Source organism: Nocardia sp. JMUB6875 (assembly GCF_041154655.1).
Taxonomy (GTDB): Bacteria; Actinomycetota; Actinomycetes; order Mycobacteriales; family Mycobacteriaceae; genus Nocardia.
Window position 1 is genome coordinate 1 of sequence record NZ_BAAFGR010000148.1, and the last position, 20,364, is coordinate 20,364.

Consider the following 20,364-nt stretch of genomic DNA (forward strand, 5'->3'; position numbering starts at 1 on the left):
CGACCCCGGAGCCCACCCACCGCCGCCCGCACCGCCTGGCGGAGAACTGGATCCGCCTCGACAAGCGCTCCCTGGTCCCGCCGCGCGACCTGCTGGTCGTCGACCACACCGGCCGCAACCCCGAGCTGGCCGCGGCGCTGTGCACCGCCGCCCACAATCACGGTGGTTCGGCTCGAGTTCTGAACAGCGAAACCGACGCTGCCGCGGGCTCTTACGACACCGTGGTGATCCTGCTGCCGGAACTGCCGGAGATGGAGGCCTCGGCCGCCGTCGAGGAGGCCGCCGCGTTCTTCTCCGAGCCGTCGTGGCTGCCGGAGTTGGCCGGCGTCACCAACTGCTGGCTGGTGACCGTCGGTGGCGAGCAGATCACCGCCGACGATCCGGCCCCGCACCTGTTCCAGGGCGCGGTGACCGCGGGCTATCGATGCCTGGGGATGGAATCGCTCGGCATCTCCTTCCGCCGCGTGGATCTGGCCGCCGGGCAGTCGGATGCGAGCCAGGCGGCGGCGCTGGTCCGCGCGGTGCACGTCAAGAACGAGCCGGAGCTCGCGCTGCGCGACGGCGCGGTGTACGCCAAGCGCCTGGAAATCGATGCCGCACAGCGAGTTCCGGTACCGGACGCCGATCTGGCGCACGTCGTGATCATCGGCGGCACCGGCACGCTGGGCGTGGAATTCTGCGCCCACTACGTCCGCAGCGGTGCACGCCGCGTCACCCTGCTCAGCCGCTCGGGCGAGACCGATGCGGTGACCCGCCGCCTGCGCCCGATCCGAGCGCTGGGCGATACGGAAATCGTCGTCGAATCCTGCGATGTCGTGGACGAGACCGCTGTGCGGGAACTGGCCGAGCGGCAACAGATTCCGGCCACCGTCATCGTGCACGCGGGCGTCAACTACGTGCGCGCCGAACTGGCCGACGTCACTGCCGAGAATTTCCGGGAGATGGCCGGTTCCAAGATCTACGGCGCCGAGAACATGCTGAACCTGTGGCCTCGGACCACCGAATGCCGGATCATCCTGTGCTCCTCGGCCGCAGCCACTTTCGGCGGCCGCGGCCAGATCCTCTACGCCACCGTCAACCGCATGCTCGACGTCCTGGCCCGCCGCCTGCGCGCCCAGGGCATCGACGCGGTCGCCATGCAGTGGGGGCTGTGGGATCTGGAAGGCCCGCTGCATGCGGTCGGCACCGGACCCGTCCAAGCCGCCGGTGTCACGCCGATGCGTGCGGCCGACGCGCTGGAACTCGGTTTCGCCGAGCACGCAGACCATTCCGGCACGGAGAACCGCTTGGTCGCCGCAGCCGACTGGAACGACGTTCAAGCCCTCATGGCCGCCATCGGCCAGGGCCCGCTGCTCGACGATGTGGTAGCCGCCGCGGCCGTCGAAGACACGGCGGCACCGCAGGCCGGACCGGCCCCGCTGCGCGGCGACGACACCCCCGATCCGGTCGCGCAGGCCGCCGCGGTCGTGGCGGAATCGCCCGCCGCCACGGTCGGTTCCGGGAATCTGGCCGAGCAGGTGCGGCGGCAGCTGGGGAAGGTCATGGGCGCGGAGAACGATGCCTTCGATGCTTCCGTGCCGCTGGTGGCGCTCGGGTTGGATTCGTTGCAGGCCTTGGACTTCCGCAAGCGGGTGCAGGTGGAGCTGAACCGGGATCTGCCGGTGGCGGCGATTCTGGGCGGCGCGTCGCTGGACGATGTCGTCCGGTTGATGGCCGGCAGCCAGGCGTAAGTCGGACGACATACTTTCAGGAGCGAGACGAGACATGGCGAACGATGCCAAGACCCTGCTGGAGCGCCGCAAGGAGCTGCTGCGCCGGCGGATAGCCGAAAGCGGTGTCGCCGCGGCGGCCGCCACGCCCGCCCCGAAGCCGCGCGCCGCGGCGGGGGAGCGGCACCCGCTCTCGGACGGGCAGCGGCGCATGTGGTTCCTGCAGACCCGCGACCCGGCGGACACTACGCTCAATATCTGTGTGGCCTACCGGCTTTCGGGGTCGGTGGATGCCGAGCGATTCCACGCCGCGGTCGACGCGGTGGCGGCTCGCCACGACATCCTGCGCACCACCTACGGTCTCGGTGAGGACGGTGAGCCGTACCAGATCGCCCGCGCGGATCTCGCTCCAGGCTGGGAGACCCACGACCTGACCGAGCTGCCCGAGGCGAGCCGGTCGCGTCGCCTGGAAGTGCTGGCGCGCAGGGAGTTCGGCCGCGCCTTCGACCTGTCGGCGGAGTCGCCGCTGCGCCTGACCCTGGTGCGTCTCGCGGCCGAGGAGTTCGCCCTGATCCTCGTCGCCCACCACATCTGCTGGGACGACGACTCCTGGGGTGTGTTCTTCGGTGAGCTCAATACGGCCTACCGTGGCGGCGAACTCGCCTCGCTCCCGGGTCAATTCGCCGATGTCGAGGTCTTCGATGTCGACACCACCGCATCGGACTCCGATCTCGACTACTGGCGCGGAGCCCTCCGCCCCCTGCCCGAGGCGCTCGAATTGCCGGGCAAGTCGGCCGATTCCGCCTCCCGCAAGGCCGAGCGCCGCACGCTCGCCCTGTCCGCCGATCTCATGCACCGGGTGGACGCCTTCGCCCGTGACCGCTCGGCGACCCCGTTCATGGTGCTGCTGGCCGCCTACGAGGCCGTCGTGCACCGCTACACCGCCGCCGGCGACTTCCTGGTCTCGGTCCCGGTCACGGTGCGCCGCAATGCCATTGCCGAATCGCTGATCGGCTACTTCGGCAACACCCTGCTGCTGCGCGCCACCCTCACCCCGCGCGACAGCTTCGCCGTCTTCACCGATGCCGTCCGCGACACCTGCCTCGGCGCGTTCGCGCACCAGAGCGTCGGCATCGATCGCGTTGTCCGCGAGGCCAATCCGGACCGCCTCGGCGGCAAGGACGGCCTGGACCAGCTGGTCCGGCTGGGCTTCAGCGTCCGCAAGAGCGCCGACGGCTTCGCCCTCGACGGGATCGAGGCCACCCTGCTCGACCTCGGCAGCCCGGTGACCCAGCTGCCGCTGAGCCTGGCCGTCGTGCTGGAGCCGACCGGCGCGTACCTGGAGGCCGAATACCAGATCGACCGGCTGGACGGCGGATTGGTCGACCAACTGCTGGCCCACTACGCGCAGCTGCTCGGCGCGGCCCTGGACGAGCCCGGCAAGCGCATCGGCGACCTGGACATCCTCGGCGCCGCCGATGCCGCGCGCATTCTCGAACTCTCGCGCGGACCCCTGGTCGACACCCCGGCCGCCACCATGGTGGACCTGTTCCAGGACCGCGTCGCCGCCGCCCCCGAGGCCATTGCCGTGGTCGCCCCCGACCACGGTGTGGAACTCACCTACGCCGATCTCAACCGCCGCGCGAATCGCCTGGCGCACTGGCTGATCGGCCGGGGCCTGGGCACCGAGGACCTGGTCGGCCTGCGCCTGTCCAACTCGGTGGAGTTCGTGGTCGGCATGCTGGCCGTGCTCAAGTCCGGCGCGGCCTACCTGCCCATCGATCCGGCCTACCCGGACGACCGCATCGACTACTTGGTCGAGGACGCTCGCCCGCGTCTGGTGCTGGGTCGCGTCGAACTCGACGCCGCCGAACTGTCGGCCGCCGACCTGCCTGACCACGACCCGTCCGACGCCGACCGGCTGCGTGCCCTGCGCCCCGGCAATCTGGCCTACGTCATCTACACCTCGGGTTCGACCGGCAAGCCCAAGGGCGTCCCGGTCCCGCACGGCGCGATCGCCGAACACCTCGACGGCTTCGTCGCCGAATGGGGCATGACCGCCGAAGACCGGCTGCTGCAGTCCTCTTCGGTCAGCTTCGACGCCTCCCTGCTGGACATCTTCGTCACCTTCACCGCCGGTGCGCGCCTGGTCGTCCCGAAACCCGATGCCTTCCGCGACATCCCGTACGTCGCCGAGATCATCACCCGCTGCGGCGTCACCGTGCTGCACATGGTGCCGTCCATGCTCAGCACCTTCCTGCTGCTGCCGGAGGTGAGCCAGTGGCGGGCGCTGCGCCACGTCCCGGTCGGCGGTGAGGCGCTGCCGGGCGAGGTGGCCGACAAGTTCGCGGGCATCTTCGACGCGGAGCTGCGCAACCACTACGGGCCCACCGAGGCCGTGGTGTGCGCGACCCACCAGGACGTGGTGGGCCCGCAGGGCACCCGCATCGTCCCGATCGGCACGCCGAACCGGAATGTGTTCGTGTACCTGCTCGACGAGGCGCTGCAGCTGGTCCCAACCGGTGTGGTCGGCGAAATCTACCTGGGCGGCGAGCAATTGGCGCGCGGCTACCTCAATCGCGCGGGCCTGAGCGCGGAACGCTTCGTGGCCGATCCGTTCGGCGACCGCAACGGTGCACCCGGCGGCCGCCTCTACCGCACCGGTGACCTGGCCCGCCGCAATGCCGACGGCGAGATCGAATTCGTGGGCCGCGCCGACGAACAGGTGAAGGTGCGCGGCTTCCGCATCGAGCTCGGCGAGGTGGAGGCGGTCATCGGCAGCCATCCCGATGTGGGCCACTGCGTGGTGATCGCCACCGAGGACCCCGCCGTCGGAGCCATGCTCGCGGCCTACGTGGTGCCCGCGGCCGGTGCGATCGTGGACACCGAGCAGGTGCGCGCGCACGCCGCCGCCACCCTGCCGGATTACATGGTGCCCGCCGCCTTCGCGGTCATCGACGAGATCCCGCTGACCGTGCACGGCAAGCTGGACAAGCGTGCCCTGCCCGCCCCGACCCGCGCCGCCGTGCGCGACTACCGGGAACCGGCCACCGACACCGAGATTCGGCTGGCCGCCCTGTTCGGGCAGCTGTTCGGTCGCGACCGGGTGGGCGCGGACGACTCGTTCTTCGAGCTCGGCGGGCACTCGCTGCTGGCGACCCGCCTGATCGTGGTGATCCGCAAGGAGTTCGGCGTCGAACTCGACGTCCGCGCCCCGTTCGACACCCCGACCGTCGCGGGCCTGGCCGCGCTGATCGACCGCGCACCGGCCGCCGAGGTGCGCGCCGAGACCCCGAACCTGGCGAAACGCGAACGGCCGGACCGGGTTCCGCTGTCCTTCTCGCAGCTGGCTATGTGGTTCCAGCGCAAGCTGGAGGGGCCGAGCCCGGTCGGCAATATCCCGTTCGCCATGCGCGTCGACGGTCCGCTCGACCTCACCGCCCTGGCCGCCGCACTGGGTGACGTGGTGGCCCGGCACGAGGCGCTGCGCACCGTCTTCCCCGAGGACGGCGGCGTGCCGTATCAGTCGGTGCTCCCGGCCGGGCCGATCGACGTGCTGGTCACCGTCCTCGACGACCCCGACCGCCTGCCCGCAGAACTGGCCGAGGCGGCCGAATACTGCTTCGCGGTCGAATCGGAACTGCTGGTGCGCCCCAAGGTCTTCGTGCTCGGCAAGTCCGCGCACGCCATCTCGCTGCTGGTGCACCACATGGTCGCCGACCACTGGTCCTTCCGCACCATCCTGGCCGACCTGGCCACCGCCTACCGCAGCCGCATCGACTCCGGCATCGCCCCGAACTGGGAGCCGCTGGCCCTCGACTACGCCGACTTCGCGCTCTGGCAGCGCGAACTGGTGTCCGCGGACCAGGAACGCGTCGACTACTGGCGCGACACCCTCGCCGGGCTGCCCGACGAGATCAACCCGGCCCACGACCATCCCCGCCCGGCCGTCCTCGGCAAGAGCGGCAGCGTGACCGCGTTCAGCGTCCCGGCGGGCCTGCGCCGCCGCCTGAAGGCCCTGGCCGAATCCGCGGGCGCCTCGGAGTTCATGCTCTACCAGGCCGCGGTCGTCACCCTGCTGCACAAACTCGGTGCGGGCGAAGACATTCCGCTCGGCACTCCGGTCGCGGGCCGCTCCTACCCGGTCGCCGCCGACCTGGTCGGCCTCCTCGCCAACATGGTCGTCCTCCGCAACGACCTCTCCGGCGACCCCACCCTGCGCACCCTCCTGGACCGTTCCCGGGCCACCGCCCTGAGCGCGTACGCCAACCAGGACGTCCCCCTGGAACGCGTCGTCGAAGCGGTCAACCCGCCCCGCTCCCGCTCCCGAAACCCGCTCTTCCAGGCCATGATGCACTTCCGCGAGGAAGACTGGGCCGCCGCCGACGCGGGCCTCGGCGAAGCCGAACTCTCCGTCCTCCCCATCGAATTCGACATCTCCCTCCTGGACCTGAGCATCAACTTCTTCGCCGCCCCCGACGGCGGCTTCGACGCCAGCGTCATCGTCAACACCGACCTCTACGACCCCGCCACCGCCAACCTCCTGGCCCAGCGCATGCTCCGCGTTCTCACCGCCTTCGCCGAAACCCCGGACCTGGCGCTGAGCGAGCTCGAGGTGATGCCCGCCCAGGAGCTGCGGGCGGTCGAGGACTGGGGGATCGGGGCGGCCGAGGTGGCGGATGTCGCCACGGTCCTGGATCGGGCCCGCGCCGTTTCCGCCGATCGGGCGGTCGTGCATTACGGTGCCGAAACGCTCACCTACGGTGAGCTTCTCGACCGTCTCGATCGATCCGTGGTCGAGGGCCTCGTGATCGACGCGGGTATCAGCGAGGCACGGATTCGATTGGTCGCGGCCCCGTGGGGCAGCACCGAGCTGAATGTCGAGTTGGTGGCCGCCCTCGCATCCGGAGCGACCGTGATCATCGCCGACGACGCGCAGCGGCAGGACCCGACCGCGTTGGTCGAGCTGATCACCACGCACCGGCCCGATCGGGTCGCCGCCGATCCCGGCACGCTTGCCCGTTTCGTGCACACCGGCGTATCCATGTTGCCGTCGGTGCGGCACTGGGAGGTGCTCGGAATCGAGTGGCCCGCGGCACTTCCCGACCTATTGCCCGCTCTTTCCTCCGACTCCACGGCCGCCTACGCCTACGTGGCCCCCGGATTCCCGGGTGTGGCGGCACGGGGATCGCTCACCGGAGCCGCCAACGCGACTCCGGCCGCCGGTGCGCGCGTGCTGGTGCTCGACGCCAATGAACGGCCTGTGCCGCCCGGTGTCGTCGGCACCGTTCATGTCGGCGCGGCTGCCGCGGGCGCGAAGCTGGTGCCGACGGGAGACCGGGCGCGCTGGACGATTCATGGCGACCTCGAATTCGCCATCGAGCGGGAGCGGCCCGCGGCGCGGGCTGCCGCCACCGTGCGGGCTGTCGAATCTGCCACGGCCGCAGCCGGAAAGGATACCGAGCTGCAGTTGCGGACCATTCTTGCCGAGCTGCTCGAGCTGGAGCTGGATGAGGTTGGTGGGGAGGACAACTTCTTCGCGTTGGGTGGGGACAGTGTGGTCTCGATTCAGTGGTCGGTGCGGGCCAATGAGGTTGGGTTGCCGCTCTCGCCGCAGCTGGTGTTCGAGTGCATGACCGTCACCGAGTTGGCGGAGGCGGTCGATGGGGCGCTGGCCTCCGGCGTGACGGCCGCGGATATCGCTGCGGCGGCGGGGGTTTCGGCCTCCGAGATGACGGCCACGTTCGGCAGCGCCGTGCCGGTCGAAGCGCCTGAGCCGCAGGCGGTTCCGGTGGCGGATGCCCACAGTCACGCGCCGATGAGCGCATCGGGTCTGAATCAGGACGCCCTGGCCGCGCTCGGCGCCGCCTGGAAGGGTGCGCGGTGAGAGGGGATCGGATGGCCGTGGATCGGTCGAAGCCCGCCGAGATCGAGGATGTGCTGGCGCTGAGCCCGCTGCAGGAGGGGCTGTTCTCGCTGGCCCGGATGGCGGCGGGCGGGGTGGACCTGTACACGATGCAGTTCGTCATCGATATCGGCGGGCCGGTGGATGTGGCGGTGCTGCGGCGCAGTGTCGAGGTGCTGCTGGAACGGCATCCGAATCTGCGGGCGGCGTTCTGGGATCAGGATCTGCCCAAGCCGGTGCAGATCGTGCCCACCTGGGTGGAGCTGCCGTGGACCGAGATCGATGCCGGCGCTGAGGAATTCGATGCCATCGCGGCGGCCGATCGGGAACTCGCCTTCGATCTGAGCAAGGGCCCCGCGCTGCGGGTCACCCTGGTGAACCTGCCCGGCGACCGTCGCCGCATGATCCTCAACGCGCACCACATCCTCATGGACGGCTGGGCGGTCGCGGTCTTCTTTCGCGAGCTCATCGCCGTGTACGAGGCCGGGGGAGTGGCGGATTCGCTGCCCGCCCCGCGTCCGTACCGCGACTACATCGGCTGGCTCGCCGCCCAGGACACCGCCGTCGCGGAACGGGCCTGGGCCGACTACCTGAGCCCGCTGTCGGGCCCGCTCATGCTCGCCGACGCCACCGCGGCCGCGGTCGGCACGGTCATTCCCCGGCGCACCCGGCACTACCTGGATCCGGAGGAGACGCAGCGCCTCACCCGGTGGGCCCGAACCAACGGCCTGACCCTAGGCACCGCCATCCAATTCGCTTGGGCCGTCGTGCTTTCCCGGCTCACCGACCGCCGTGATCTCGTGTACGGCACCACCATCTCCGGCCGCCCCGATTCGCTCCCCGGCGTGGAGACCATGATCGGGCTGTTCATCAACACAGTCCCCGCCCGCGTCGTGCTGGACCGCACCGCCACCGTCCGCGACCAGTGCCGCACCCTGCAGCGGGAACAGGCCGCCATGCGTGACGCCGGCTACCTGAGCATGTCGGCGATCCAGCGCACCGCGGGCCACGGCCCGCTGTTCGATGTCCTGTTCGTCTTCGAGAACGCCCCGATCGGCGCGGCCACCGACCCGATGGTGACGAGCAACGGCACCCGGTTCCTGCCCGTCGCCATGGAAAGTCTGGTGCACTACCCGCTTTCGGTGGTCTCGCACCTGGAGGACAACCGCCTGGTGGTGGCGCTGGAAGCCATTGCCGAGGCGCTGCCGCACCTGCCGGTATCGGATATCGGCGCGCGCATCCTCTCGGTGCTGCGCCAGCTCCCCGACCACGCCGACTCCTCGCCCGACGCGCTGGACGTCCTGCTACCCGCCGAGCGCGCCGCACTGACCACGACGTCGACCGCCCCGCAACCGGTCTCGGACACGGTGATCGACCTGTTCCTGGAGCAGGTCGAATCCGCGCCCGACGCACCGGCATTGAGCACGGCCACCACCGACTACACCTATGGTGAACTGCGCGATGCGGCCGGACGGCTGGCCGCGGAACTCGCCGCGCAGGGCGTCGGCCCGGAATCCGTGGTGGCCCTGGCGCTTCCACGCTCCGCCGAATCGATCATCGCCATCCTGGCGACGCTGTACGCGGGCGCGGCCTATGTGCCCATGGACATCTCGGCCCCGCCCGCCCGGATCGCCTCGATCCTGCGGCAGGCCGAACCGGTGCTGACGGTCACCGTCGGCGAGGCGCTGCCGATCCTGCACGCGGCCTCGGACACCGAACGGCTCCTGGTCATCGACGATGCCGAGACCTCCGAACGCATTGCCGCCCAGCCGATCCTGTGGCCGCGCCAGATACACCCGCAGGCCTGCGCCTACCTGATCTTCACCTCCGGCTCGACCGGTGAGCCCAAGGGCGTCATGGGCACCCATGCCGCGCTGGTCTCCTACTTCACCGACCACCGCGACCGCGTCTACCGCCCGGCCCGCGCCCGCCTGGGCCGCGCGCTGCGCATCGCGCACGCCTGGTCGCTGAGCTTCGACGCCTCCTGGCAGCCGATGATCGGCCTGCTGGACGGGCATGCCGTGCACCTGTTCGACGAGACCGAGATGCGTGACGCGCAGGGCCTGGTCGAGGGCATCGTCCGGCACCGGGTGGACATGATCGACACCTCGCCGTCCATGTTCGCGCAGCTCTCGGCGGCCGGACTGGTCGACGGCGACCATCTGACCGTGCTGGCGCTCGGCGGCGAGGCCATCGGCCCCGCGCTGTGGGAGCGGCTGCGTTCGCTGCCCGCCACGGCCGTCTACAACTGCTACGGGCCCACCGAGACCACCGTGGAAGCCGTTGTCGCCACGGTGAACACCGGCGGAATGGAAGACCTTTCGCAGGCCGGTGCCGTGCCGGTGATCGGCCGTCCGGTGGATCGGATGACGGGCCGCGTCCTCGATTCGGCGCTGCGGCCGGTGCCGCGCGGCGTGATCGGCGAGCTGTACCTGTCCGGGTCACAGCTGACCCGCGGCTATGTCGGCCGGGCCGCGCAGACCGCGGACCGCTTCGTCGCGGATCCGTTCGGCAGCGGCACCCGCATGTATCGCACCGGAGATCTGGTGCGGCAGTTGCCCTCCGGTGAGATCGCCTACCTGGGACGGGCCGACGATCAGGTGAAGATCCGCGGCTACCGCATCGAGATCGGCGATATCGAATCGGCGCTGCTGCGGCTGCCGGGCGTCCGCGAAGCCGCCGTCGTGGTGGTCACCCGGCCCAGCGGGCCGACCCTGGTCGGATTTGCGGTGGCCGAGGACAATGCCGACGGAATCGCCTTGCGCGCGAGGCTTTCCGAGCAGCTGCCCGCGTACATGGTGCCCGCCCGCATCGCCACGCTGCCCGCACTGCCGGTCACGCCCAACGGAAAGCTCGACGTGCGCGCGCTGACCGCCACCGGCGCGAGCCTGCTCAGCGCATCGGGTTCGGGCACCGCGCCGCGGACCGACACCGAGCGCGCGCTGTGCGCGGCATTCGCCACCGTGCTGAGCGGCCGGACCATCGGCATCGACGACGACTTCCTGGCCATGGGCATCGACAGCATTGTCGCCATCTCCCTGGTCGACAAGGCCCGCCGCGCGGGACTTCCGATCACCCCGGCCATGGTGCTGGCCACCCCCACCGTGCGCGATCTCGCGGCGGCCGTGGATGTGAAGGCGGCACAGCAAGATTCGGCGGCCGAAGCGGGACCCGAATACGGCCCGGTGCCCGCCACCCCGATCATGCGGTGGATGTACGAGTTCGGCGGCTACCGGCGACTCACGCTCTCCACCCTCGTGACGCTCCCCGGCGGAATCGACACCGCACGACTGGAAGCTACCCTGCAGACCCTGGTCGACGGCCACGACATGCTGCGTGCCCAGCTCTCCCATACTGAGGACGGGCCGCACCTGGTCACCCGGGAGCCTGGCGCTGTCAGCGCCGCCGATCTGCTCACCGAGGTGACCGTCGACGGCGATCTCGGTGCGGCACTGGAGGTTCGATCCCGCGAGGCCATCGACCGCATCGACCCGGACGCCGGGATCATGCTGCAGGCCGTCCGGTTCAAGCGGCCCTCGGGTGATGTCCTGCTGCTGACGGCCCACCACCTCGCGGTCGATCCCGTCTCCTGGCACATCATCCTCGGCGACCTCGCCGACGCCTGGCAGCAGGTCGAGGCGGGCGAGACACCGAGCATCGCAACGGAATCCACGTCGTACCGGCGATGGGGACAGCTGCTCGCCGACCGTGCCGACGGACGCGATGTGCAGTCCCAGCGCGAGTTCTGGGCCACCCAGCTGGCGGGCGATGACGCCCCGCTCGGCCGCCGTCGCCCCGACCCGCGCACCGACACCTGGGACTCGTACCGAATCACCCCCTCGTTCACCGACGCGGCCGCGACCCGCGGCATTCTCGCGGCCACCCAGGGTGACCGCGCCGCCGGACTGCACGAATTCCTGCTCACCGCACTGGTTCTGACGCTGAACACCTGGCGTGCCGAACGCGGCCAGGACACCTCCGCGGGCGCACTCGTGGCGCTGGAAGGCCACGGCCGCGAGGACGCCCGGGTGGCCGCCGAGGCCGACACCTCCCGCACCGTCGGCTGGTTCACCAGCGTCTACCCGCTGCGCCTGGCCGCCGGGTCCGGCATCGACGTGGCGCGGGCCGAGGCCGATCCGGCCGCCGCGACCGTGCTGCTGGAAACCGTTGCGGCCCAGGCGCACATGGTGCCGAACAAGGGTCTCGACTACGGCACGCTGCGCTACGGCGGCACCGCGCCGGAACTGACGGCGGAGGCCGAACCGCAGGTGCTGTTCGACTTCCTGGGCCGCATGGACCTGACGGCGGGAACCGGCACCGACACGCCGTTCGCGCCCGTCACCGACCTGACCCTGCATCAGCGGCTGCCGATCGCTCCCGAACCGGATATGCCGCTGCGCTACGCCCTCGACCTGATCGCGGCGATCTACCCCGGCGAAGAAGGGTCGCAGCTGGTGACCCTGTTCCGCTGGAGCGCAGCCCTTTTCGACGAATCCGAGATCCGGCGCTTCGACGAGATCTGGCAGCGTGCCGTGGCCGCGCTCACCGCCGCCAACGCCGCGCTCAGCCCCGCGTAGCGCCGGACCAGCAACGAATGAACATGAGGATGGAGAACCCGGTGTCGCAAGCCACCACGGACGCGGCCATTGTCGTCGAATCCGTCGAGAAGTCCTTCGGCGCGGTGCACGCCCTGCGCGGCATCAGCTTCCGTGCCCCGGCGGGCAGCGTGCTGGGCGTGCTCGGCCCCAACGGCGCGGGCAAGACGACCACCGTCTCGGTGCTGTCCACCCTGGTCCGCCCGGATTCCGGCCGCGCCCTGGTGGCCGGGCACGATGTGGTCCGCGAACCCGACGCGGTGCGCGCCTCGATCATGCTGACCGGTCAGTACGCCGCGCTCGACGAGGTGCTCACCGGCCGTGAGAATCTGGTCCTGTTCGCCCGCCTGATGGGCCTGCGCCCCAAGCAGGCCCGGCTGCGCGCCAACGAACTGCTGGAACGCTTCGACCTGACCGCGGCCGCCGACCGGCGGGTGGGCCAGTACTCGGGTGGCATGCGTCGCCGCATCGATATCGCCTGCGGCCTGGTCCGATTGCCCAAGGTGGTGTTCCTGGACGAACCCACCACCGGCCTCGACCCGGTCAGCCGCCAGAGCCTGTGGTCGCTGGTGCGCGACCTCAAGCAGCAGGGTGTCACCATCCTGCTCACCACCCAGTACCTCGAGGAAGCCGACGCCCTGAGCGACAACATCATCGTCGTCGACAAGGGGACGGTGATCGCGGAAGGCACCGCCGACCAGCTCAAGGCCCGCTCCGGTTCCAGCTACTGCGAGGTGGTCCCGGTCGAGGCGGCCGACATCCCCGCCGTCGTCACCGCCCTCCAGGGCCTGGGCGAGGTCACCGTCGCCGAATCCGCCGACCGCGTCGCCCTTCCCGCCCCGGACGGCGCCGCCACCCTGGGCGAAGTGCTGCGCCGGATCAACGACGCGAACATCGATCTCATCGACATCGCCCTGCGCCGCCCGTCGCTGGACGAGGTCTTCATCGAGCTCACCCGCCCGCAAGAGGTCAGCGCATGAGCGTCGACACGGTAGGAGCGGAATTCCGCGTGCCCGCCGGACTTCAGTGGAAGGCGCTGAGCGGCCGCACCATTCGTGCCGCGCTGCGCGAGGGCGATCTGCCCTTCGGGTTCGCCGCGCCGATGATCTTCTTCCTGTGCTTCTATGTGCCGCTGCGCAAGTCGATGGAGGCGGGCGGCCTCGACTACGCGCAATACCTGCTGCCGGTGATCGTGGTGCAGGGCATGTTCTTCACCGCCATGTCGGCCGGTGACCGTGCGGCGCGAGACACCTTCAGCGGCATGGGAACCCGGCTTCGGTCCATGCCCGTTCGGTCCTGGCTGCCCATGGCCGCGCGCATGTCGGCGAACCTGGTTCGCGCCCTCGCCGCCATCGCGGGTGCCCTGGTGGTCGGCCACATCTTCGGCTTCCGCTTCCACGACGCGGCGGGTGCGCTCGGATTCCTGCTGCTCGCACTGGCTTTCGCCGCCGCGATCGTGATCGGCGCGGACACCCTGGGTGTGGCCACGGGCAAACCCGAGATCGGCGCGTCCGCGCTGCTGGCGCCGCAGCTGCTGCTGATCATGCTCTCCACCGGTTTCGTCCCGGCCGAAGCGTTCCCGGGCTGGATCCAGCCCTTCGTGCGCAATCAGCCCGTCTCCCAGGTCGCCGCCGCCCTGCGCGGCCTCGCCGACGGCGAATTCCCCACGGCCGTGGCCATTTCCGTGGCCTGGTGCGCAGGGCTGATCGTGCTGTTCACCGCGCTGTCGGTGCTCGTGGAAAGGCGGCGTCCGTGAAAACCCTGCTGGATCAGACCCTGGTCGAGGCCGGTCGCCTCATGCGCCGCTGGCCGCGCGAGCAGGAGGTGCTCACCTCCACGCTCATCCTGCCCGTCCTGCTGCTGCTCATGTACACCCTGGTGCTGGACAAGATCCTCACGAACACCTCCGGCGCGGACGCGATCTACGGCTTCGTCCCCATGATCGCCATCACCGGCGCCATGTACGGCGCGATGGGCACCGGCCTGTCCCTGCACGCCGAACGCGAATCCGGTCTGCTGCGCCGTTTCTGGGTGCTGCCCGTCCACCGCTCGTCCGGCCTGCTCGGCCGCCTCCTCGCGGAATGCGGCCGCACCCTGGCCGGAACACTGGTGATCGTGCTGCTGGGCGTGGCCCTGGGCCTGCGCTTCCACCAGGGCATCTGGGCCGCGATCGCTTCCATCCTGATCCCGGTCCTGATCATCCCCGGCTTCGCCACCATGGTCATCACCGTCGGCGTCAGCCGCATGGGCGACAAGGTGGTTCAGCTCTTCGCCGCCGTCACCCTGCTGGGCATGTTCTTCAACTCCGGCTTCGTCCCCGTGGACAATTACCCGTCCTGGCTCCAGCCGGTGGTCCGGGCCCAGCCCATGAGCTGCGCCATCGAGGCCATGCGCAACCTCACCCTCGGCGGCCCCATCGCCGCCCCGGTCCTGCAAACCCTCGCCTGGTCCGCCGCTCTCGCAGCGGTTTTCGGCGCCCTCGCCGTCCGGGGCATCCGCGCGGCCGCCCAGAGCTAGTGGGTGACCAGCCGCCAGTCGTCGGGCAGATTGCTGGCGGTCACCTGATCGCCCTCCACCGCCAGATCGATGACCGTGCCGCCCAGACGCAGATCGGTCAGTTCCACCCGGCCCCAGCGGTTGGGGAGGTGGGGCAGGACGGTCAGGGTGCGGTGCGGGACATCGGGCTCCAGGCCCAGGAAGGAGCGCACCAGCAGCAGCGGGGCCGCGCTGGCCCACGCCTGCGGGGAGCAGGAGGTGGGGTAGGGGACGGGGGCCGAGAACTTGGATCGCGGGAAACCGCAGAACAATTCGGGCAGTCGGCCGCCGAAGGCCCCCGCCGCGTCGAGCAGACCGTCGGCCAGGCGGGTGGCCAGGTCCAGGGCGCCGGGAATGTGGCGGTAGCGCATCAGGCCCGCGACGGCGATCGCGGTGTCGTGCGGCCAGACCGAACCGTTGTGGTAGCTCATCGGGTTGTACGCGCCCATGGTGGAAGCCAGCGTGCGCAAACCGAATCCGCTGTTCATCTCCGATGAGGCCAGTTTGCCGATGGCGAGGGCGGCGTGCTCGTCGGTGACGATGCCCGACCACAGGCAGTGCCCGATATTGCTGGTCAGCGCGTCCAGCCGGCGCTTGTTGCCGTCCAAAGCCACGGCGAACCAACCCTTTTCGGGCAGCCAGAACGCCTCGGCGAACTTGGTGCGCAATTCCGCGGCCCGGTCGCGCAGGTGCCCGGCGGTGGTGGTGTCGCCGAACTCCTCGGCCAGGTCCGCCCGCGCCTGCAGCGCCGCGTACACGTACCCCTGCACCTCGCACAGCGCGATCGGCGGTTCCGGCAGGTGCCCGGCCGCATCGTTGATGCCGTCGAAACTGTCCTTCCAGCCCTGATTGATCAGGCCGCGATCGGTGGCGCGCCGATACTCCACGAACCCGTCGCCGTCACGGTCGCCGTAGTCGGCGATCCAGGCCAGCGCGGCATCGGCGGCGGGCAGCAGCGCCTGCACCGCCTCCGGGTCCGCGCCCCAGCGCCGCGCCTGCGCCAGCAGCATGACGAAAAGCGGTGTGGCGTCGATGGTTCCGTAATAGGTCTCGCCGCCCAGCACCTGCCCGCTGGCGGGTCCGCGCCGCATCTCGTGCATGATGCGGCCCGGCTCCTCCTCGGTCATGGGATCCTCGCGCTGGCCCTGCATCTCGGCCAGCTGCTGCATGGTGCCGACCGCCAGCCCGACATCCAGCGGCAGCGCCATCCACGCCGTGAGCAGTGAGTCGCGGCCGAACAGCGTCATGAACCAGGGCGCGCCCGCCGCCACGAACGGGCGGCCGCCGCGCGCGTCGTCGTGAATTCGCAAGGCGCCCAGATCGCTTTCGGTGCGCTCCAGCACCCACGCCAGCTGCGGATCCGCCGAGGTGATCTTGGTGGCGGTATCGCGCCAGGCCGCGAGCTTGCGGCTGGGCGCACTCGACTCGTAGTGCTCGCCCGGCCGCAGCGGCGAGTGGATCGGCTGATTGCCCATGGTCGGCTGGGCCACGATCTCGGTCTGCCACTTGCCCCCGGCGGGCACCACCGCCCGCCAGGACAGCGAACCCGGCAGCACCAGCGGCGTTTCCGAGGACGACACCGCCAGGCCCCGGGCGCGATCGGAGCGATCGTTGAGCAGCAGTTCCACATCCGCCACGGTCACCTCGGCGCGCGTCGAACCGGTGCGCCCCTCCTTGACCGCGAACAGATCCAGAAAATCCGCGTCCACCTGCAATTGCAGATCCACGGCGGTGGTCTCGCGGCCCAGGTTCTCCACGGTGATGGTCTCCCGCAGCCCGTCGGCCACCAGCCGTTCCCGCACTATCAGAACCGTACTGTCCGCTGCGCCGGCCCGGGGAGGCCGGCGCAGTATGAAGCGGGCGGTGAACGCCTCCGGACTCAATACCGACAGCGGCTCCGGCCGCTGCCCGTCCAGTCGCAACTCCCAGCGCGACAGCACCCGCGCGTCCCGGAAGAACAAGCCGTACGGCGTCCCCGGTTCGACATCGCCCCGATGGTCCGACAGGCAGAAGGTGCTGCCCTCCACCAGGGTGATCGCGCCGCCGTAGCCGCCGCCCACACTGGGCTCGCCGGTATTGAGCGCGCTCGGAGCGTCACTGTTCATGTAGACCCTTTCGCCGGGGCACGCGCCGCCGTCGCGACGTCGCCTTCGGAGTGGAAGCACTGTCGGACACAGGTTTACGGCCCGGCGTCAGCTCGCCGCCGGTCAAGGCGTCTGGATGCCCGGTATGCGAGGTGCCGCGGGCCGTCACCGTGGACGCCGTCGCCCGGCCCGGCCCGGTACCCGCCGCGCGGACGGGCGCCGCCGCGGTCTGGTGCGTGGGCGCCGAACCCCAGGTGTGGATGGTGATCCGCCCGGTCCGGCGCGGCCGGTGCTCGCGGACCACGCGGCGATAGATCTCCTCGTAGCCGCCGCCCAGGGTGTCCGCGCCGAAATGCGCGGCCACATGGGCGCGCATGGCGTGGGGATCGTAGTCCTGGACTTCCTTGATGGCCGCGGGCAGCTCAGCCGGATCGTCGCAGACGCGACCGGTGACACCGTCCACGATCACCTCGGCCACGGCGCCGCCGCGCAACGCCACCACCGGCGTCCCGCACACCATCGCCTCGATCATGACCATGCCGAACGGTTCCTCCCATTGCACCGGGAACACCAGACACCTTGCCCGCGAAAGCAATTCACGCTTGGCCGTCGCATCGGCCATCCCGAACATGTGATCGTGTTCGGTGAGCAACGGCCGCACCGCACTCTCGAAATAGCGCACCTCGGGCGGTTCGGCGCACTTGCCCGCCAGGATCAGCGGTAGCCCCGCCGTATGCGCGGCCTCCAGCGCCAGGTGCGGCGCCTTGTCCGCGGTGAACCGGCCCAGGAACAGAGCGTAGTCGTGCTTCTCGGTCTGGAAGGGCCAATCCTCCACCCGCAATGCGTTGTGCACCCGGCCCACCCAGTTCAGGTCGGGGGCCAGGGACCGCTGGCGGTCGCTGATCGCCACCAGGTGCGCGTCGTCGCCGAGCTCGCGGTAGTAGATATAGGGGTCGCCGTCCACCGGGCCGTGCACGGTCACCACGGTCGGCAGGCCGAGTTCGCGGGAAACCGGCATATTGAGCGGACCCGCGAAGGTGTGATCGTGGACCAGGTCCAGGCCCTCGGTTGCCGCCAGCCGCTCCAGCGCACGGCGCGCCTTCAGCGCGTGCACCACCTCCGGGAATGGATCGCCCAGTCGTTCGGATTGCGCACGATCCCACAGCGATTCGAACTCGCCCTTGGTGCCGTTCACGCCCGCGCCCAGCAGCGTCACCCGATGCCCGCGCTCCACCAGCGCGTCCACCAGATCCGCCACCACCGCCTCCACCCCGCCGTAGGCCTTGGGCGGGATATCGAAATACGGTGGCACCACCATGGCGATGCGCAGCCGATTGCGCTCGCTCGATGGGAATTCGACAGTGGCAGTAGCCGGAACGGGCAGTGGGATGTGCGCGCTCATGGCGGCCCTCCTTCTCGGGACACAACCGTCGACGCCCGGATAGTGGGACGCCGACCCTGGGCCGGATCCGGAGGGGATCGAAAGCGCTGGTGCCGCACGGCATCCACTCGGCTCACCCGTTGCCCGGGTCTGGGGGCTGTCGAGAAGGTCGAGCGGTGTCGTCAGCACGCTCCGAGTTGAACGCCTGGTGATCGTCGCGCCGGCTGGTGCCCGGCCCGGTGCGACCGAGGGCCGTGGGCACCCCGAGGCGTCATCGCGCTCGGCGGCCAATTGGGTGATACCACAATATCGCCGCAGATCTCACTAATAGTGCGGATCGGAATTGTTCGGAGATTGCCGCGCACAAAGCTCGGTGCGAAGGTTGCAAATCGAGGCATCGGGTCCGATTCCTCAGGCCGCGGCGTAGCCGCCTTCCGTGGTGAAATCCGTTGCTTTCGACCGGTCGGTCGAGTTGGCGAGCGTCGCGGGAGCGGCGGATTCGATCATGTCGAGGACCAGCCAGCCCTCGGCCGTCCAACCGCCGTGTACGTCCGTGCGCACCAGCCGACCGCCCGGCACGAACGGATCATCGACGAAACCCTCTGCGGAACCGTGCAGTTCGAGCGCCAGCGCCGCACCGCCGACATACACCCGCCCGGACCGACCGGGTGGTACCAGTCGTAGCGACTCGTCCAGCACCAGCAGCCGCGCGCCCGGGATCGGCCGCACCCGGCCGGAGCCGTCCAGCGGACCGCGCGCCGCCACTCCGGCGTATTCCGGTGTGGTGTAGGCGAATCCGGCGCAGGAACCCGGGGCCAGCTCCCGCAGCAGCTCGGAAAGCGCTGTCGGGCAGTCGTTTCCGAAGACATCCCAGCGGCGCACGGTGGGCAGCGCGGGGGAGGGCAGGAAGGCCAGACCCGCCAGCGTGCCGGTGTCGGCCACCACGTGGGTCGGGGCGCTCAGGGCGATGAGCTCGGCCAGCGCGGCGGCGTCGGTGCGCTGCGCGGCGGTGGCCAGCACCAGGGTCGCGCCGTCGGCCAGGGCGGCGAGGAGTTCCACCGCGGCGTCGGTGGTGTCCCAGCGGGTGGCCAGCAGGCGCACATCGGGGGAACCGTAGGCGCGATCGATGGAGCAGGCCCGCTGATCGGCGGCCACCGCGCGGCGGTCGTCGGCGGCCGCGGCGACGGCGACCGGCTTCAGGCCGGTGCCGTGCGGCCCCAATTCGGCCAGCACCGCGCCGAATTCGGCCGCGGCGGCGATATCGCACAGCACTCGGGCCAGATCGTCGAGGGTGGGTCCGGCGGTTCCGGTGACGCCGCCGTCGAGGCGTTCGTAGAGTTCGGCGTAGGTGAGGATGTGGCCGCCGCAGCGCACGGCGGTCCGCAGCGACGGCACGCGGCGGCCGCATTCGATGAGCATGGAGACCGACGGCACGTCGTACAGTTCGACGCCGTTGGCCCATTCGTCCACCAGCCGGTGACGCTCGACGGCGGACAAGATTTCCGGCACCGCACGCTCCATCGTTCCAAACCCCCGGGTTCTAACTTATGCAACCCTAACCTAATCGACGGAGAGCACGATAGGCCACCCCTCCCGGGATCGAATCGGCGACAACGATCGCCGGGTCCCGATCGAATTAGGCTAGGCTCACCTACCGCTCGGCCGTGCGGTCGGGCCTCGGCAGACAGGAGAGTCACGATGAAGTCGGCGTTCTCGATGCCGCGCGGCGGGCGATCGACCCGCCTGCGCGCCGCCCTCGCAGCGCTCGCGGGTGTGCTCGCGGTCGGCCTGACCGCCTGCGGCTCCTCCGGTGACGACACCGCGGCGGGCGGCGGCGAACCGGTGACCATCACCCACGCCCTCGGCCAGACCACCGTGACCGGCACCCCGACCCGCATCGTCGCCCTGGGCAACCAGTGGCTCGACACCGCCCAGGCCCTCGGCGTCACCCCGGTCGGCTACATCGACAACATCGCCGTCCTCTCCAAGGGCGCGCCCCTCTGGGAACCCCAGGCCCTCTCCGCCTCCAAGGCCCTCCAAACCACCGGCAACCTCGCCGAACAGGTGGCCGCCCTCAACCCCGACCTGATCCTCGCCGACCCCTTCATCGGCGACGCCAAAACCTACGCCGACCTCTCCAAGGTCGCCCCCACCC

General features: G+C 70.4%; 9 protein-coding genes and 1 pseudogene. 7 read left to right on the plus strand and 3 right to left on the minus strand.

What is annotated here, in order from left to right; translation table 11 throughout:
- The 6 genes from ACAM49_RS30275 to ACAM49_RS30300 all read left to right on the plus strand — a co-directional run.
- On the plus strand, nucleotides 1-1,730 hold a 1,730-nt coding region (locus tag ACAM49_RS30275; RefSeq protein ID WP_369638972.1), incomplete at its 5' end, for a beta-ketoacyl reductase.
- Between the two features lie 34 nt (nucleotides 1,731-1,764).
- A complete protein-coding gene (locus tag ACAM49_RS30280) occupies nucleotides 1,765-7,596 on the plus strand; it encodes an amino acid adenylation domain-containing protein (RefSeq protein WP_369638973.1) in 5,832 nt (1,943 codons plus the stop codon).
- Between the two features lie 11 nt (nucleotides 7,597-7,607).
- Entirely contained in the window at nucleotides 7,608-12,191 is a 4,584-nt protein-coding gene (locus ACAM49_RS30285) for an amino acid adenylation domain-containing protein (protein WP_369638974.1), read from the plus strand.
- 23 nt (nucleotides 12,192-12,214) lie between these two features.
- Complete coding sequence (locus ACAM49_RS30290) at nucleotides 12,215-13,189, plus strand: ATP-binding cassette domain-containing protein (protein WP_369638975.1); 975 nt, start codon at nucleotides 12,215-12,217, stop codon at nucleotides 13,187-13,189.
- Nucleotides 13,186-13,965, plus strand: coding sequence for an ABC transporter permease (locus ACAM49_RS30295; RefSeq protein WP_369638976.1), 780 nt, complete (start codon nucleotides 13,186-13,188; stop codon nucleotides 13,963-13,965). Before ACAM49_RS30290 ends, ACAM49_RS30295 begins: the two co-directional genes overlap by 4 nt.
- On the plus strand, nucleotides 13,962-14,726 hold the full coding sequence (locus ACAM49_RS30300) for an ABC transporter permease (RefSeq protein ID WP_369638977.1): 765 nt from the start codon (nucleotides 13,962-13,964) through the stop codon (nucleotides 14,724-14,726). Before ACAM49_RS30295 ends, ACAM49_RS30300 begins: the two co-directional genes overlap by 4 nt.
- Here the strand turns inward: ACAM49_RS30300 and ACAM49_RS30305 are convergent.
- The 3 genes from ACAM49_RS30305 to ACAM49_RS30315 form a co-directional block, all read right to left on the minus strand.
- Nucleotides 14,723-16,849, minus strand: coding sequence for a glycogen debranching N-terminal domain-containing protein (locus ACAM49_RS30305; RefSeq protein ID WP_369638978.1), 2,127 nt, complete (start codon nucleotides 16,847-16,849; stop codon nucleotides 14,723-14,725). The two genes, ACAM49_RS30300 and ACAM49_RS30305, sit on opposite strands and share 4 nt — an antisense overlap.
- On the minus strand, nucleotides 16,839-18,146 hold the full coding sequence (locus tag ACAM49_RS30310; protein ID WP_369638980.1) for a glycosyltransferase family 4 protein: 1,308 nt from the start codon (nucleotides 18,144-18,146) through the stop codon (nucleotides 16,839-16,841). Before ACAM49_RS30310 ends, ACAM49_RS30305 begins: the two co-directional genes overlap by 11 nt.
- Nucleotides 18,147-18,620: 474 nt before the next feature.
- A complete protein-coding gene (locus ACAM49_RS30315; RefSeq protein ID WP_369638979.1) occupies nucleotides 18,621-19,718 on the minus strand; it encodes an AMP-binding protein in 1,098 nt (365 codons plus the stop codon).
- Nucleotides 19,719-19,907: 189 nt separating this feature from the next.
- Between ACAM49_RS30315 and ACAM49_RS30320 the strand changes: the two are divergent.
- Nucleotides 19,908-20,364, plus strand: a pseudogene (locus ACAM49_RS30320) (ABC transporter substrate-binding protein); the annotation flags it as partial.